Origin of the sequence: Synechocystis sp. PCC 7339, assembly GCF_019924095.1 — a bacterium.
Classification (GTDB): Bacteria; Cyanobacteriota; Cyanobacteriia; order Cyanobacteriales; family Microcystaceae; genus Synechocystis.
This window is the reverse complement of the sequence record NZ_CP063659.1, coordinates 1,573,143-1,589,856: the sequence shown is the minus strand read 5'-3', so window position 1 is coordinate 1,589,856 and position 16,714 is coordinate 1,573,143. Positions and strand designations below refer to the sequence as shown.

The following is a 16,714-nucleotide window of genomic DNA, read 5'->3' as shown; positions in this document are numbered from 1 at the left end:
AATACTCGCTCAATCCACTCAAACTAACTTAGATCAAGGTTACAAGGTCAGATCGTTAATGGTTTGTCCTGCCGTCGGTCAAAGGACTTGGGGTTTTAGAACCAATCATCATCGTCGTCATCCCAACCATTTTGCAACGGTGTATTACGACCGGGCTGGGCAGGGCGTTCCCCATAGCGGCCGTTGCCTCCTCGACTGGAGCGGCTGGGGGGATTTTCCCGATAGTTATAATTCTGTTGGCGATCGCCTCTGGAGTAGTCATCTGGGGGGCTGGGGCTAGAACGGCGATCATCATAGTTGTCCCCTAGGCTATCCCCTCGGTAGGGGCGTTGACGGGTAACTCGAGCTTGGTCCCAATCGGCATAGGCAGGGGAACGGTAGTCTTTACTTAAGGAAGGCCCCCGACCAGCGCCAGCCCTGGGCATGGGAGCTTCTCGACGGGAAGGGGCGCTGTAATTGTAATCATCGTAGCGACCGTAGTCATTGCCTCCCCGATAATCATCCCTGGGGGCCGGGCGACGGCTGTAGTAGTCTTCTTCGTCATCAAAATCGCCGGTGAAGGTTTTCTTAATCGCTTCAAAAAAGCCTTCTTCCTTATCGTCATACTGCAGACGTACTTCCCGGTTTAATTCATAAAGCACATCCTGCAAATCCGCCTGGGCCCGGTCTAATCTGCGCTCATCATCTTTTTCCAAACTATCTAAAATTTCACTGCAGAGGGCATCCACTTGACGGCGATAGGACACAGTGAAGGCACTGCCAAAATCCAAGGTAATTTCCTTGAGTCGCCGCTGGGCCTGGTCCGTTAGTGCCTTGGCACTATTGCGTTTTTCAATCCGTTCCCGCCGTTCCCGGTCTTGGGCGGCAAAGGTTTCCGCCTCTTGAATCATGCGATTGACTTCCCCTTCACTGAGAATGGAAGCCCCTTGGACAGTGATGCTTTGCTCCCGGCCGGTGGTTTTGTCCCTAGCTGTCACCTGCAAAATACCGTTGGCATCAATGTCGAACGAAACCTGTACCTGGGGCATTCCCCTGGGGGCCGGTGGGATACCGCTCAGTTTAAAGCGACCGAGGGAAATATTATCGCTGGCCATTTCCCGTTCCCCCTGGAGCACATGGATTTCCACTACGGTTTGATTATTTTCTCCGGTGGAAAAAATGTCTGATTTCCGTACTGGAATAGTGGTGTTACGGGGGAGTAACTTTTTCATCACGCCGCCAATGGTTTCTAGCCCAAAGGAAAGGGGCGTTACGTCCAACAGCAAAATGTCTTTCACTTCCCCGTCCAAAATGCCCGCTTGGATGGCCGCACCGATCGCCACCACTTCATCGGGGTTGACGTTTTCGTTGGGTTCCCGGTCAATGAAACTACGCACTAAACCCTTGACCATGGGCATCCTGGTGCCGCCCCCCACCAGCACCACTTCATCGATTTGCACCGGACTTAAGCCCGCATCTTTCAACACTCGTTTGATCGGTCTTTGCAGACGGGTGACCAGATCACCGCATAGGTCTTCAAATTCAGAACGGCTCAATTGGGTTTCTAAATGCTTGGGCCCATCCTCCGTAGCAGTAATGAAGGGCAAATTAATTTCCGTGGTACTGACCCCTGAAAGTTCAATTTTGGCTTTTTCCGCCGCCTCCGTTAACCGTTGCAGGGCCTGGCGATCCTGCCGTAAATCCACTTTCTCCGTTTCTAAAAACTTTTCTGCCAACCAATCCACAATGCGGCGATCAAAATCATTACCGCCCAATTGGGTATCGCCGCTGGTTGCTTTAACTTCAAAGATGCCGTCCCCAACTTCTAACACGGAAACGTCAAAGGTACCACCACCGAGGTCGAACACCAGGATTTTTTGCATTCTGCCCTGGTCTAACCCGTAGGCCAAGGAAGCGGCGGTGGGTTCATTGATAATCCGTAACACCTCCAACCCGGCAATTTTACCCGCATCCCTAGTGGCCTGCCGTTGGGAATCGCTAAAGTAGGCGGGCACAGTAATCACTGCTCCAGTAACCTTTTCCCCCAGGTAACGACTGGCTTCTTCGGCCAACTTACGCAAAATCATCGCCGAAATTTCTTCCGGGGCAAAGTCTTTTTTCAGCCGGGGACAACGCACCTTAATATTGTCCTGGTCATCCCGACGGATGGTGTAGGCTACCCGTTTGGATTCTGGGGTGAGATCGGCGTAACGCCGCCCCATAAAACGCTTCACCCCATAGAAAGTGTTTTGGGGGTTAAGTACCGCTTGTCGCCGGCCCATCTGACCCACCACCAATTCCCCTTCTTTGTTGAAACCCACCACGGAGGGGGTGGTACGCATCCCTTCCGCATTGGCAATCACAATGGGTTTGCCGCCTTCCATGACGGCAACAACTGAGTTGGTGGTTCCAAGGTCAATTCCGACGACTTTTCCCATGTTGTTATGTTGGCTCCCAAAACTTGAAGAGCGGTTAATACTCGTTAACATTAGGCACTTGCCCAACCATTATAGAAGTTTGGGGCAGGGCCCTGGGCAAAGTGCAACCCAGACCATAAAACCCCAACCAATAGGCTAGGGTTTTACCAAACAAATTAGCAGATTAACAGACCCAATAATTAGGAATTAATTAGGAATTGATTTTGGTTAGGCGATCGCCGCTATGGGGATGCGGAGATGATTGTAGAGAGGGAAACCGGCACAGAGTTCCCCAGCTCGCCGCAAACAGTCTGCCTTAACAGCTTCATCCTCGGGGGACAGGAGGCGATCGGCAATGATGTTGGCAATGGTGCGGAACTCATTTTCCTGCATACCCCTGGTGGTCATGGCGGGGGAACCAAGACGCAAACCACTGGTGACAAAGGGCGATTCGGGGTCAAAGGGCACGGTGTTTTTATTGGCGGTGATGTTAATTTCCCCTAAAAGCTGGTTCCCAACCTTGCCGGTCATGGAGATAGAACGGAGATCCACCAACATCAAATGGTTATCGGTACCACCAGAAACCAGGTCAAAGCCCCGTTGTTGTAACTGAGCCGCCATGGCTTGGGCGTTGGCAATTACTTGACCAGAGTAGGCTTTAAACTCCGGTTTCAACGCTTCCCCAAAGGCCACCGCTTTAGCTGCAATGACATGCTCTAAGGGGCCGCCTTGGGTGCCGGGAAAGACGGCCTTATCGAATTTTTTGCCCAATTCTTCGTTATTGGTCATAATTAGACCACCCCTGGGTCCCCGCAGGGTTTTATGGGTGGTGGTGGTGACGACATCGCAATAGGACAAGGGACTGGGATGGTGTCCTGAAGCCACTAAACCGGCAATGTGGGCAATGTCCGCCATTAGGTATGCCCCCACCTCATCGGCGATCGCCCGGAATTTATCAAACTCAATTTGTCGGGGATAGGCAGAGTAGCCACAAATGAGCAATTTGGGTTGAACTTCCAGGGCCTGTTGGCGAATTTTTTCATAATCCAACCGCCCCGTCTCTTTTTCCACGCCGTAATGGGCCACTTTGAACCATTTCCCAGAAACGTTGACAGGGGAGCCGTGGGTTAAATGGCCGCCGTGGGACAGATCCATGCCCATGATGGTATCGCCGGGCTGGAGCAGGGTTAGGAATACGGCAAAATTAGCCTGGGCCCCGGAGTGAGGTTGGACGTTAGCGTGGGCTGCCCCGAACAATTCTTTCACTCGACTGATGGCTAAGCTTTCCGCCTGGTCCACAAATTCACAACCGCCGTAATAGCGCTTACCGGGCAGACCTTCAGCGTATTTATTAGTTAAGACAGAACCCTGGGCCGCCATTACTGCCGCTGAAGTGAAATTCTCGCTGGCAATTAGTTCAATGTGGGTGCGTTGCCGTTGCAGTTCCCGGTCAATGATGGCCGCAAGGGCGGGGTCACTAGTGGCTAAAAAATCGAGGTTGGTTTGATTCACGTCTGATCTTCCTGTAAACAGTGCTGGGGGCGGAAAGCACCGCACTTCTTGAATATTTATTAAGTTTACCACCGGTGGAGTTTGGCCAACGGCCACGGAACCAAAGGTTAAAACACCAACCATTTCCGTCACCCCACAATAGTAAAAGGCAACCTGGAACGCTTTCGAAAATGCATTAATAAGCTGCAGGATTCCTGATGTCGGTTTATGGGCAACATTGTCAAGGTAGCAAAGTTGAATTTGCCATAAAACATTTGTTTTGATTGTAACTGACTTCTGTCTAAAAAAATTAGATTAGTTTGCAAGAAAAGATGGCAAACAATAATCGATGATCATACATAATAATTTATTGGGGCAACGTTTTTAAATAAGCCAGAAATTCATTCAGTTGTTGATCTGAAAATTGATTTTGTTTCAGGGTTTAAATTTTGAATAACATTCAAGTACCTAAACGAATTATTGCTGATCTTCTCACAGAATTATCTCTACGTTTAAATCATTATTAACAATGGAGCGATTGTCTTCTTTCAAGATCGTCTATCTGCAAGTCTAATTGTTATTTAAGAATTTCTCTATAGAGAAATAAAACAGCACTCAAAACCTGATTCTGAGTTGAAGCGACAACATTTTCTTCAACAGCTAAATAGGTTAAAAAATCTTCAATTTATTTTCTCTCTATTGCTTTCATATGGTGTTTATTATGAAAAAAAAGATAGCGTTTAATCTAATCAATGTAACTTTTTTTGTTTTATTAAAAGTAATGCTTCACAGAAATGACATCGTGAACCTGTTCAAGGAACTTTTTAGGCGGTTTGTCCATCGAAAAATTATTCAGAAAGTTTCTATTTTTTTCCCTCTAGGAGTTGACCATCCAGAAAATATCGGTACAATAATACGACAAATGTTTAAGCATCAACTAGCCTGAAGGAGACAAAGAATGTCTGAATATTACGCTTCAGTGAAATGGACTCGCGGAAGAGATGAACCATATATTGATAATAAATATAGTCGTGGACATGTTTGAGAGTTTGATGGGTGATTGAGGCAGTTTATCCCTAAACCCAAGTCCAACTATGCATTGTCCATTTGATGCGTAATTGCCTTAACTCTGTCCCCTGGAAAGACCCCAAGGCAGTGGCGACAGATTTGAAGCCTATTTACCAGGCCGTAACCTTGGAGGAGGCAGAAGCGGCTCTGGATGCTTTTTCCCAGAAATGGGATAACCTTTACCCCGCTATGACTCAAATCTGGCTACATCATTGGGAGCATGTCATTCCCATTTTTGACTATCCCATGGAAATTCGATGGGTAATCTATACCACCAATGCTATTGAGTCCATGAACTGTTCTTTACGTAAAGTAATTAAAACCAAAGCCGTTTTTCCCGACGAAGATTCTGTCTTTACGCTATTATATTTAGCCATGAGGAACTTCACTAAAAAATGGCAACACCCTATCCGAGATTAGCGAGTTGCTGCTTCCCATTTTGCTATTCTTTTTCCTGAACGCTTTTCTCTTTAATTTTCCTCTTTATACAAAATTTAAATCACTCTCAGACCTGGCTAAATAATCTTAGGCTTGTTACCTCCGTGCTCAATGCAGTAAGCCTTATTAAAAAATGGGTGAAAGTGTTTCCAATTGCCCATCTTTTGAGAGAATTGACTAAGCTTTTTAACAGGGTTAATGAACTTGACAAATTGAAATATCTAGTAAATTTGTGGGACAACTTTTATTATTTATCTGCCTAGACTGATGGAAGAGAGTTATAGCTAGTTATGAAACGTTTTGTCGGGATTTTATGGTAACATCTTGTAAGAATAATATAAGAATTCATAAATAACTAAATCAGTCATGGCTTACGATCTTGATTTACGTATTAAGGTCATAGAATTCATCGAGAGTGGCGGTGGAATCACAAAGGCGTCGAAAATATTTAAGGTGAGCAGAGCAACAATTTATCGCTGGTTGGGCAGAGAAGAACTTGCGGCAACGAAAGTTGAGAACCGCCAAGGTAAGATAAACATAAAAGAATTGGAAGAGGATGTGAAAAACAATCCTGATATGCTTCTAAAAGAAAGAGCTAAAAAATTTGGTGTAACTCCTGCTTCACTCTGTTATCAATTCAAAAAAATGAAAATTACTAGAAAAAAACAGTTACTTTATCAAGAGAGAGATGCCCAAAAACGAGCAGAATATCAAACAATCTTGAGCCAGTTAGTTGTAATATAAGGTATTGAAAGTCTAGTATTCATAGACGAAGCTGGTTTTGAGGAATTTGTATCCTCACTTTATGGATGGTCTAAAAAAGGAGAAAGAGTATATGGAGAAAAGCAGGGGAAAAGGGGAAAAAATCTTCTAGCAGGAAGAAGAAAAACGCAAAAAGACTTAATAGCGCGGATGTTATTCACCGGAAGCTTAAATGCAACAGGTTTTGAAGGATGGCTTGAATTCTTTTTGATTATGGATAACGCCCCCATTCATCGAAAGACGAGGATTAGAGAAATAGTAGAATCAGCAGAAAATATGGTTCTATTTTTGCCAACTTATTCTCCAAATTTGAATGATATAAAGCATGACTTTAGTGCATTAAAGAGGGCGAGAATGTATGCACCTCTGGGTACCAGCATAGATAAAATTATTCGAGATTACTGCATAACTTAATATCTCACAATTATTTTAATTAGCTATAAACCAATTTTTCTGATACCTTGTGGGCTTGCTTTATTAACTACCTAGCTCAACTGCGATCGCCAGTTTGACTCGGCCGTCCCCGTGTACACCAATAGTACCTTTTAAATTCTTCAGCCGGGATAGGACTCGAATAGTAATACCCTTGGGCCATCGAAACCCCTGCAGATTGGAGCGCCAGAACCTGTATTTCGTTTTCGAGCCCCTCAGCAATGACCTCTAATTGGGTCGATTGTAGCAAGGCTGAAAGCCCCCCAAGCCACTCCGGACAGGGGCAATCGGCAGTGATCTGAGCAACGAGGGACCGGTCGATCTTAATAATATCCAAGGGACAACGGGACAAGATAGCCAGATTTGCACCACCTAGCATCACGTCATCAAGGGCAATTCGAACACCAGAGTGAGTAGCCGCTTCGAGAGCGGCAAGGCCTAATCGATCCGGCAATCCTCTTTCGGTTACTTCAAGGATGAGCTGTCGCCGGAGGAGCGCCAACCCAGTCTTGTCTGCGGCATACTCCAGTCCGCCCCGCCCCAGAATTTCCGGCGGTACATTGAAACTGAGATGGGCCTCTTCGTGGACCCGGAGCCACTCGCCTAACTCGGCCGCCATGGTTTCAATTACCCAATAGGTCAGCAACCCCGATACGGGAGTGTCCTCGATCAGGGGAATGAACTGGTCCGGCATCACCGTTCCGGATGGCCTTCTCCACCGAATCAAAGCCTCCGCACCGACACAGTGGCGCTCGACAAGTCTGACAACAGGTAAATACTCTAGGAAAAACTCGCCCTGATCTAAACCAGCGCGAATTGCATCAATGGTGATCATCCAGCTCCGTGAGTTGATAGCCCAAATATCCCTTTTTCATCAGAGTGGGGGAATTTTGGAAAAAGAGGGGAGAAGGCACGGAGTGTTGAGAAGATAAGGGAGCATCAAAAGACGGCAACTGTCTAAACACTTACGATACAACAAATTCTGAATCAGGTTGATATATAAAAAACAGTAATAACACTTATTTCCTTCAGAGTTTTGCTGTGCCACTAAGATTTCGTAACCGCTGTAAATCCGATGAGGCTATATTTCCGGAAATGGGGACAAATGAGACTTCAAAATATAGCTGCTATGCAAATGTTAAGTGACATAAAAGAAAACGTCTACCTGTGATGACACCATTAACAGAGCTATAAAGTGAGATTGTTTGAACAGCTAAAACTTAAAGCTAGTTCTTAAAGCGGCTACCCAGAGGGGATCTCGGCCATTGGCGGGATTAATGCCAATCCAAAAGGCCGGGGTAAGGGAAATATTATCGTTGAATTGGTAGAGGTAAAAGGTTTCCACAAACCAAGGGGCGTCGGTGGTGGCGGGGGTAATATCAGGCACATTATTGTTATTACTGATAAAGGAAGCATAGGGGGGTTGTCCTACTGATACGACGCCCACATTGCCCTCCTTACCCAAATCGGGAAAAGCTAAGCTAACTTTCCAGTTCCAAATGTCTGCCGTATCCCCTTGGCGATCGCCACTTTTGGCCGTTGCATCGCTATACATGCCCCAACCTTCCAGGCTAAACCAATCGGCTAACTGCCAGGTCCAAATAACGGCGTAATGGTTAGTGCTACTGGCGGCGTCATCAAAAGGGTTATCAGTGTTGGCCAAACCGGTGAAGCCCAAAGCAGAAAAGCTGTCGTATTGCCCCTGGGGGATGTAGTTATGGAGATAGGAAAAAGCCACTCCAGTGTTGGCGGCGGGGACATAATTCAACTGGGCCCCCACCCCAAATTGACCGTTAAATAGTCCTTCACTTTGATTGGGGGAAAAGCCCTTACCGGCGGAATAAAAGCCTCCCAAACTGAGGTCATCGGTGAAACTATAGGAAAAACCCGCCCCGGGACCAGAATTGTCGTTGGGTAAATAAATAGGGGCGATCGCCCCGAAGAAAGACACCGCCCCATCGGTGAAGGAATTGGTGTAGGGAGCGAGGGGGTCCATGATGTCGTCCATGGTGATGCGATTACCCGCTAGCCAAATGCGGGCCTGATCGCCAACGGGGAAATTGTACTGAACTTTATTAACATTTAAATTGCCCTGTTCTTCGGTGGCGGCAAAGTTAAAATCCGTTAAATTACTACCGCCTCGGGCCAAGAAAAAATTGCCTGATTGTAAGCGCACCAACAGATTGTCTTCCCCAGAAAAGCTAGTATTAAAATTAATTCTTTGACGAAAGTTAACGGTAACTTCGCCATTTTGCACCGGTTGATCCGGCGGAGCATCTGCCTGTTCACTGCCTCCAACCCCTGACACAACCCAAATGGAATCCCCAGTTAACTTAGTGGTGACAGAAAACTGGTGATCTTCTAAATAAGCAATGCGAGTTTCTAGGTTATCAATGCGGGTGCCGTAGGTATTCAATTCCTGTTGAAATTGCTGGGCCAAAAGTTTGAGTTTATCTATGTCCTCCCGTAACACCGCCATGTTTTCCTGTAACAGCCTTTCCATCACATTCATACAGGCATTTAAACCAGCGGCAAATTCCCAGCGACTCAAGGCCCGATCGCCTCGATAGGTACGGTCAGGATAGCCCACAATACAGCCATAGCGCTCCACCAGGCTTTGCAGAGCTTCATAGGCCCAGGCAGTGGGTTGCACATCCCGCAATTGATCAACACTGGTTACCTGCCCCATGGTAGTTTGCAAACTGCTAACGGAGGTTTGGGCGTTATTATCGACGGAAAAAGTCCGTCCCAAGCGCCGCCGTTGGGGAAAATTATTCTGGGCAGATAAATTGCCTAAATTATCTAAGGACTGGGCGAGGATGGACTCCGTATTTCCTAATCCCACAATGGCCGTGGCTAATACAGTTATCCCTAGGGAAGATAGGCAAGCAAACTGTTTGGTGAAGTTCATTTTTTAATTGATTTAGTTAATGAAAAAGTCAGACACTAGATGCAAATAAAAAATAGATGGTGGGGAGATTGGTCAGCTAGATATAATTAACAAAGGGGTTAATAAAACTGACTTGATAGGTGGAGAAGATCATCGGCTGCCTGCACAGAACAAGGGTTTTAGCAGTGGAGAAAACCAAGTTAAGCTGTCGCTGCCTTTGCTTTTTTCTTGGCCCGACCAACGGGGTCCATGTAATTTTCCAGCCATTTGAAGACGAAGGAAGAAAGGGTGGTGAGGAGTAAATAAACTAAAGCAACGGCAATATAAACTTCGAAAGCCCGATAGGTCGTGGCCACAATCAATTGCCCTTCCCGGAAAAGCTCCTGGAAGCCAATCACAGCGGTTAAACTGGTGTCCTTAATCAGGGTAATAAACTCGTTGCCCAGGGGCGGCAAAATGCGGCGGAAAGCCTGGGGAAAAATCACTTCTTTCATGGTTTGCCAAGGGGACATGCCCAGGGATTCACAGGCTTCCCACTGGCCCCGGTCAATGGATTGAATGCCCCCCCGGATAATTTCCGCTAAATAGGCGGCCACGTTCAGACTGAGGGCGATAATTGCCGCCGGAAAACGGTCAATGGTGATTCCCAAGCCAATTTCCTTAAACAAGGCCGGTAAACCGAAGTAAATGATGAACAGTTGCACCAGCATCGGAGTGCCCCGGAAAAACTCCACATAGATGCGAAAGAGCAGTTGCAGAGGTTTAATGTCGGAAATTAAGGCGATCGCCACCCCGGTACCACCGATTAAGCCAAAGAACACCGAGAAGGCCGTGAGCAAAATGGTGAGAATGGAACCCTTAAAGAGATTGCGGAACAGGGTGATGAGAAAATGGTCGCTGGGGCTGGCTTGACTGCGTTCAGTCAGGGTCTGGGCCGTACCCACTTTACCCACCAGAGAGGGGGCAACTAGGGGTAAAAAAGGTGGATTTTTCTCGCCAAACCACTTTTCATAAATGGCGTTATAGGTGCCATTTTCAATAATTTGGAATAAGCCCTGGTTGAGCGCTTCCCTGGTTTGATTGATTTCCCCCGCGGGCGCTAGGGGCATGGCAATGCCGTAATAGTCTTCACTGCCCACATTGGCCCCAATTTTGACGTTCTTGAGACCCGCATCTTTGATGGCGTAGAGTAACACTGGGCGGTCGTTGATCACTGCATCGGCGTTACCGTTCACCAATTCCTGCAGGGCGGAAGTGATGGAATCAAAATTGGTGACACTCGCTCCAGGTACTTTGGTGGCCACCATGGCCCCAGTGGTCCCGATCGCCACGGCTAATTTTTTCCCTTCTAAATCCTTCAGATTTTTTATGGTGTCGTTGCCATCCTGCACGGCGATCGCCAACACCGATTTGAAATAGGGGCTAGAAAAAGCCACCGACTGGGCCCGCTCCGGGGTAATGGTAATGGCACTAATGGCTGCCCCCACCGTATTGGATTGCAGGGCGGGAATAATACCGTCGAAGGGATAGCCCTGGATGTCGATAGTGACCTGGGCCGCCTCTCCGATCGCCTTAATCAAATCAACGTCAAAACCGGTTAATTGCCCCGTAGCTTCGTCGGTCATTTCAAAGGGAGGAAAGGTTGGTTCCGTGGCCACAATGATGGTTTTGCGGGAAACCTGAGAAAAGGCCGGTAATAACGGTATGGCGATCGCCAGCAGTACTCCCAAAGCCAGCAACAAATAATAACGCCAGGTTTTGCCCCAATGGCCTAGTTTCACCATGCCCTCTACTCCTCATTGTTGCCAGTATTTCCTTGGCATTGTCCCCCAATCAGGAGAGCTCCACCAAGAACCATTAACAAACTTAATAAACTGTTCATAACCTTGCCCAGTATTCTCGCAAAAGCCGACTAAAACAGCATTGCAGAATACAGTTTTCCTAGGTTGGGCCGGGTGAGAAGGCACATTAGGGCGATTTCGAGGCAAAAGCAAACCCCCACAGAATCCTAAAATTCTCCGGGGGAAAACGCATAATTTCGAGTTTATAACAACGGCGATCGAGACGACTAGCGGGACTGAATCGAAGCACTAAGGCCATTGTTTGAACAAGCTTCAATCAGGCTAATTGGCGGGTACGGGTTGTTGCCTTAGGGCTTCAAAATAGTTATCCCAAAATTGTTTCTGGGCATCAATCATCATAGTGGCGGATTTTTCCTGGGCTTCTAGGTAACTTTTGACCATTTCCTCTTGTAATTTAAGACTGGTTTCCAAGGTATCGGTCAATTTAATTTCAGCGGTGCCTTTGGGCAAGCTTTCCATCCAAGTACTAAAAAATTCCTTCTGCCAGTCCAGCAACTGGGTTTGGTATTCTTCAAAAAACCGGGTGTTCATAGGGCTAAAACCGCTAATATCCCTAAACAGGCAAAGGTTTAAGGGGAAGCAGGGCGGTGCAGACCACTTCCAATGGATATCGGTATCGCACGTCTCCATTATAATGACCGGCCTCGGCTCCCCCAGGGGAAACTCCAGGGGAATATCACCAAAGTCTGACATCCTTTGCCCCATCGTTTTCTCCAGTCACCCCGAAAAGCTGAGACTAGAACCAGAGCCGGCGATCGCCATCGGCTGCCATGGAGAATTTCTTCACTGCGATGATTTCAGATTGGTAGCCAAAGCCAAGTTAGTTTTTCTCGTCCCTGTGTCAACTGTCCCTAACAATGCTCGATGGGATGGGTGTAGAGTCTTGGCAGAGACCTTACACTACTCTAGAGTTAGCATCGCTGTTGTGAGCCTAAATTGTCGCAGTAACTATGGTGGTTATAAACGGCGATCGGGCATCTGTACTTTGAGCTAGCGTCGCCTAGCCTGGGTGATGTCACCCCGACTTTTTCATCAGGAACAATCAATGATTGATCAATCTACCCTAAACACTTCCCCTCAAACCACTATCAAAATTGAAGATGACCGCACTGGCATGAGTGTGGGCACGTTGAAGCGGGCCTTTTTGGATAACCTTTTTTATCTACAGGGGATTGATCGTTCCCAGGCAACTCTCTACGACTACTATGTTGCCCTGGCCTATACCATCCGCGATCGCCTATTGCATCGTTTCATCAAGACCGTGGCCACCTATAAGCAGGAAAAGGTGAAGGTGGTGTGCTATCTATCAGCGGAATTTTTGATGGGGCGGCATTTGGGCAATAATCTCATCAACCTGGGGCTATACGACAAAATTGACCAGGTAATGAAGGAATTTGACCTGGACTTAAACGAAATTATTGAGCAGGAGCCGGATCCCGGTTTGGGTAACGGTGGCTTGGGTCGTCTGGCCGCCTGCTTCCTCGATTCCCTCGCCTCCCTCGAAGTGCCGGCGATCGGCTATGGCATCCGCTACGAGTTTGGCATTTTTCACCAACGTATTCAGGACGGTTGGCAGGTGGAAGTGCCCGACAACTGGTTGCGGTTTGGCAACCCCTGGGAAATTCCCCGGGCCGATGAATCGTTGGAGGTAAAATTAGGGGGCCACACGGAAATTATCCATAACGAGAAGAACCAACCCAAAGTGGTCTGGATTCCCGAAAGGACTATTCTGGCCATTCCCTACGATACCCCCGTTCCCGGTTACCAAACCAATACGGTCAATCCCCTCCGGCTCTGGAAAGCGGAAGCCAGTGAAGAATTCAACTTTGAAGCCTTTAATTCTGGCTTATATGACCGGGCAGTGGCAGAAAAAATGGATGCAGAAACCATTTCCAAAGTCCTTTACCCCAACGACAATACCCCGGCCGGCCGGGAATTACGCCTCGCCCAACAATATTTCTTTGTCTCCGCCTCCCTGCAGGACTTGATTCGGCTCCACCTCCGCCACCATGACAACCTTGATACTTTCTACGAACTTACTGCTATCCAGTTGAACGATACTCACCCCGCCGTGGCGATCGCCGAACTGATGCGTCTGTTTGTAGACCGCTACGACTATGACTGGGACAAGGCCTGGGACATCACCCAAAAAACCTTCGCCTACACCAACCACACCCTGATGCCGGAAGCCTTGGAACGCTGGTCAGTGGATTTGTTCGCTAAACTCCTGCCCCGTCATTTGGAAATTATTTACGAAATTAACCACCGCTTCCTGACTGGTTTACAAACCTGGTTCCCCAACGATGACGCCCTGGTGAGCAGTCTTTCCCTCATTGAAGAACACCATGGCAAAAAAATCCGCATGGCCAACCTGGCCTGTGTCGGTAGCCATGCCATTAACGGGGTAGCCGCTCTCCACACCGAACTGCTGAAAAAAGATACCCTGCGGGACTTTGCCAAGCTCTGGCCCCAGAAGTTCTTTAACAAAACTAATGGCGTCACCCCCCGCCGCTGGATTTTGCTCAGCAACCCAGAACTCTCTGCCTTAGTAACAGAAAAAATTGGCGATGGTTGGCTAAAAAACCTGGATGAAATGCGACAAATTGAAAAATTTGTTGACGATCCGGAATTTTGTCGACGCTGGCGAGAAATTAAACAAAATAACAAGCGCAACTTAGCGGCCTATCTGCTCAAGTATCGCAATGTCCAGATCGACGTTAATTCCCTGTTTGATGTGCAGGTAAAACGGATTCATGAGTATAAGCGCCAACACCTAGCGGCCTTAGAAATTATCCACCTCTATAACCGCATCAAACAAAATCCCCACATGGAAATGGTGCCCCGTACCTTCATTTTTGGTGGTAAGGCTGCCCCCGGCTATTTCATGGCCAAATTAATTATCAAGTTGATTAATGCTGTGGGGGAAGTGGTAAACAACGATCCCGATGTGCGGGGAAGACTCAAAGTTGTCTTTGTGTCTAACTTCAATGTTTCCCTCGGGCAAAGGATTTATCCCGCCGCTGACCTGTCAGAACAGATTTCCACTGCGGGTAAAGAAGCTTCCGGTACGGGCAACATGAAATTCGCCATGAATGGAGCTCTCACCATTGGTACCCTGGACGGCGCCAACATCGAAATCCGGGAGGAAGCCGGGCCGGAAAACTTCTTCCTGTTTGGTCTGACCGCTGAGGAAGTGTATGCCATGAAAGAAAACGGCTACCATCCCCACACCTTCTATGACAATAACTTTGACCTCAAAGCTGTCATTGACCGCATTGCCCAAGGTTACTTTTCCCCCAACAATCCCGAGCTATTCCGTCCCATTGTGGACTCTTTGCTCCACCACGATCCCTATATGTTGCTGGCGGACTACCAAGCCTATGTGGATTGCCAAGATGAGGTCAGCAAAGCCTATGCCGACCAGGACCGGTGGACAAAAATGTCCATTCTCAACTCGGCCCGCATGGGTAAATTCTCATCTGATCGCACTATTCGGGAATACTGTCAGGAAATTTGGAATGTGCCTCCGGTGAAAATTTCCCTGAATGAATACCACCCCGAATATGTTGATTAGTTTTTAACTCTAAAGAACGAAATCGACAGTCTGGCCGACCCTATTGGCCCAGACAAAACTAGGATTGTATCGGCCATCATTTCCCCTTCCAGAACAATGGGGGGACAATGGTGGCTTAACTGTCAGCGGAGAAACTAAGCCCATGCTCTGGCCCTATAAGACCTCAGGAATTACAGATGGCCTATTTGAACGATTACCGGGCATTCCCCTCAGCAAAAGGGAGGTACGCCTGCTGATTATTTCTGCTTTGCGGTTGAAGGAGGAGTCCATCATTTGGGACATTGGGGCTGGCACTGGCACCATTCCGGTGGAACTGGGCCTACTGTGTCCCCGCAGTCGCATTGTGGCAGTGGAAAGGGATGAGGAGGTAGCGGGTTTAATTCGTCGCAACTGTGAACGGTTTGGGGTAACTAATGTGAGTGTCCATGAGGGCAGTGCCCCAGACTGTTTATCCCAGTTAATTGCCCATCCCACCCATATCTGCATTGAGGGAGGCCGCCCCATTAAGCAAATCTTGCAGGAAACCTGGGACCATTTAGCTCCCGGGGGTCGTTTGGTGGCAACAGCGAGTAATTTGGAAAGTCTTTATGGCATTTCTGAAACTTTGTCGGCCTTACAAGTCCGCAATGTAGAGGTAGTGCAAGCGGGGGTAAATCGTCTGGAAAAACGGGGCTTACAACAGGTTTTTGCTGCAGTGGACCCCACTTTTATTTTGGCGGGAGAAAAATTGTCCTAGCCGGGTAAATCAGGAAGAGGGCCTGGGGGTTTGCTTCTGTTCTAAAATAAAAACTAAGAAAAGGTTAACAAACAGTGAATTTTGTTCAGTGCAGGGTTGACACTTTCCCTTATTTTTGGTCTTTTTTACCTTTACCATGCCCACCCAGAGAATTATTAGTGCAGTCATCGGCATTGCCTTGGCGTTTTCCCTGTTAATTTTGGGGGGTTGGTACTTTAGCGCGGCGATCGCCTTAGTGATTTATCTGGGGTTGCGGGAATATTTCCAAATGGTCAGGGCTAAGGGCATTGCGCCAGCCGCTAAGACCACCATGGTGCTGTCATTAATGTTACTACTGTCGGCCACGGTGACCCCCCACCTAACCGATGCGTTTTTTCCTTTAACGGGGGCTTTGATCTGCTTTTATTTGCTGTTTCAACCCAAAATGGCCACCATTGCCGATATTTCCACATCGTTACTGGGCCTGTTTTATGGCGGCTATTTACCAAGCTATTGGGTCCGACTGCGGTTGAGGGACGGAGCCGTTAACCCCATGGGATTACACTTGCCCCTGAATGGCTTTTGGCCCGAGTCCTGGGCCCATCCAGAAAAATTTCCCGCTGGCTTACTGGTTACCATCCTCGCCTTCGCCTGTATCTGGGCGGCAGACATTGGCGCCTACATTATGGGTAAATGGTTGGGACGTACCCGCCTGTCGGACATTAGCCCCAAGAAAACCGTGGAAGGTTCCCTCTGGGGAGTGGGGGGAAGTTTACTGGTGGGGGTATTGGGTGCTTGGTATTTGCAATGGCCCTATTGGGAAATTACCGGCGCTTTACTGGGCCTATTAATCGGCATAGTTAGTCTGCTGGGGGACTTAACGGAGTCAATGATGAAACGGGATGCAGGGGTGAAGGATTCTGGTCAATTAATTCCGGGGCACGGAGGTATTTTAGACCGCACTGACAGCTATGTTTTTACCGCTCCCCTAGTTTATTACTTTGTCGTTTTACTATTGCCTGTGCTCAACAACCTTTGATTGAACATCCTTGAGTTTTTCCCTGGCGATCGCCAGGGGAATGAAGA

The 16,714-nt window shown here is 47.8% G+C and carries 10 protein-coding genes and 2 pseudogenes; 5 read left to right on the top strand and 7 right to left on the bottom strand.

Going from position 1 to position 16,714, the window contains the following annotated elements; genetic code table 11:
- Positions 1–95: 95 nt before the first annotated feature.
- The 3 genes from dnaK to IQE94_RS18835 all read right to left on the bottom strand — a co-directional run bounded on the left by dnaK (position 96) and on the right by IQE94_RS18835 (position 4,572).
- A complete protein-coding gene (gene dnaK / locus IQE94_RS07495) occupies positions 96–2,417 on the bottom strand; it encodes a molecular chaperone DnaK (protein ID WP_223343030.1) in 2,322 nt (773 codons plus the stop codon).
- A 207-nt stretch (positions 2,418–2,624) separates the two neighbouring features.
- Entirely contained in the window at positions 2,625–3,908 is a 1,284-nt protein-coding gene (gene glyA, locus IQE94_RS07490; RefSeq protein ID WP_223343207.1) for a serine hydroxymethyltransferase, read from the bottom strand.
- Positions 3,909–4,464: 556 nt separating this feature from the next.
- Positions 4,465–4,572 carry a phage integrase N-terminal SAM-like domain-containing protein gene (locus tag IQE94_RS18835; RefSeq protein WP_212722325.1) on the bottom strand — a complete coding sequence of 36 codons (108 nt, stop codon included), beginning with the start codon at positions 4,570–4,572 and terminating at the stop codon, positions 4,465–4,467.
- 374 nt (positions 4,573–4,946) lie between these two features.
- Between IQE94_RS18835 and IQE94_RS07480 the strand changes: the two are divergent.
- Together IQE94_RS07480 and IQE94_RS07475 are read left to right on the top strand one after the other, a co-directional pair.
- Positions 4,947–5,375, top strand: a pseudogene (locus tag IQE94_RS07480) (transposase); the annotation flags it as partial.
- 384 nt (positions 5,376–5,759) lie between these two features.
- Positions 5,760–6,569, top strand: a pseudogene (locus tag IQE94_RS07475) (IS630 transposase-related protein).
- Positions 6,570–6,645: 76 nt separating this feature from the next.
- Here IQE94_RS07475 and IQE94_RS07470 read toward each other — a convergent pair.
- The 4 genes from IQE94_RS07470 to IQE94_RS07455 form a co-directional block, all read right to left on the bottom strand.
- A complete protein-coding gene (locus IQE94_RS07470) occupies positions 6,646–7,422 on the bottom strand; it encodes an EAL domain-containing protein (protein WP_223343029.1) in 777 nt (258 codons plus the stop codon).
- 378 nt (positions 7,423–7,800) lie between these two features.
- A complete protein-coding gene (locus IQE94_RS07465) occupies positions 7,801–9,498 on the bottom strand; it encodes an iron uptake porin (RefSeq protein WP_223343028.1) in 1,698 nt (565 codons plus the stop codon).
- 179 nt (positions 9,499–9,677) lie between these two features.
- Positions 9,678–11,261 (bottom strand): ABC transporter permease subunit, encoded by a 1,584-nt coding sequence (locus IQE94_RS07460; RefSeq protein ID WP_223343027.1) that lies wholly within the window; start codon positions 11,259–11,261, stop codon positions 9,678–9,680.
- Positions 11,262–11,600: 339 nt separating this feature from the next.
- Complete coding sequence (locus IQE94_RS07455; RefSeq protein ID WP_223343026.1) at positions 11,601–11,870, bottom strand: thylakoid-associated protein; 270 nt, start codon at positions 11,868–11,870, stop codon at positions 11,601–11,603.
- A 514-nt stretch (positions 11,871–12,384) separates the two neighbouring features.
- Between IQE94_RS07455 and IQE94_RS07450 the strand changes: the two genes are divergently transcribed.
- The 3 genes from IQE94_RS07450 (at position 12,385) to IQE94_RS07440 (ending at position 16,667) form a co-directional block, all read left to right on the top strand.
- Positions 12,385–14,913 (top strand): glycogen/starch/alpha-glucan phosphorylase, encoded by a 2,529-nt coding sequence (locus IQE94_RS07450; RefSeq protein WP_223343024.1) that lies wholly within the window; start codon positions 12,385–12,387, stop codon positions 14,911–14,913.
- A 142-nt stretch (positions 14,914–15,055) separates the two neighbouring features.
- A complete protein-coding gene (cbiT, locus tag IQE94_RS07445; protein ID WP_212722323.1) occupies positions 15,056–15,649 on the top strand; it encodes a precorrin-6Y C5,15-methyltransferase subunit CbiT in 594 nt (197 codons plus the stop codon).
- A gap of 136 nt (positions 15,650–15,785) precedes the next feature.
- Entirely contained in the window at positions 15,786–16,667 is an 882-nt protein-coding gene (locus tag IQE94_RS07440) for a phosphatidate cytidylyltransferase (RefSeq protein WP_212717166.1), read from the top strand.
- Positions 16,668–16,714 lie beyond the last annotated feature (47 nt).

Bases quoted from the DNA above. Each gene is read 5' to 3' on its own strand.
- dnaK (WP_223343030.1), bottom strand. From the start codon at position 2,417: ATGGGAAAAGTCGTCGGAATTGACCTTGGAACCACCAACTCAGTTGTT.
- IQE94_RS07470 (WP_223343029.1), bottom strand. From the start codon at position 7,422: ATGATCACCATTGATGCAATTCGCGCTGGTTTAGATCAGGGCGAGTTT.
- IQE94_RS07465 (WP_223343028.1), bottom strand. From the start codon at position 9,498: ATGAACTTCACCAAACAGTTTGCTTGCCTATCTTCCCTAGGGATAACT.
- IQE94_RS07460 (WP_223343027.1), bottom strand. From the start codon at position 11,261: ATGGTGAAACTAGGCCATTGGGGCAAAACCTGGCGTTATTATTTGTTG.
- IQE94_RS07455 (WP_223343026.1), bottom strand. From the start codon at position 11,870: ATGAACACCCGGTTTTTTGAAGAATACCAAACCCAGTTGCTGGACTGG.
- IQE94_RS07450 (WP_223343024.1), top strand. From the start codon at position 12,385: ATGATTGATCAATCTACCCTAAACACTTCCCCTCAAACCACTATCAAA.
- cbiT (WP_212722323.1), top strand. From the start codon at position 15,056: ATGCTCTGGCCCTATAAGACCTCAGGAATTACAGATGGCCTATTTGAA.
- IQE94_RS07440 (WP_212717166.1), top strand. From the start codon at position 15,786: ATGCCCACCCAGAGAATTATTAGTGCAGTCATCGGCATTGCCTTGGCG.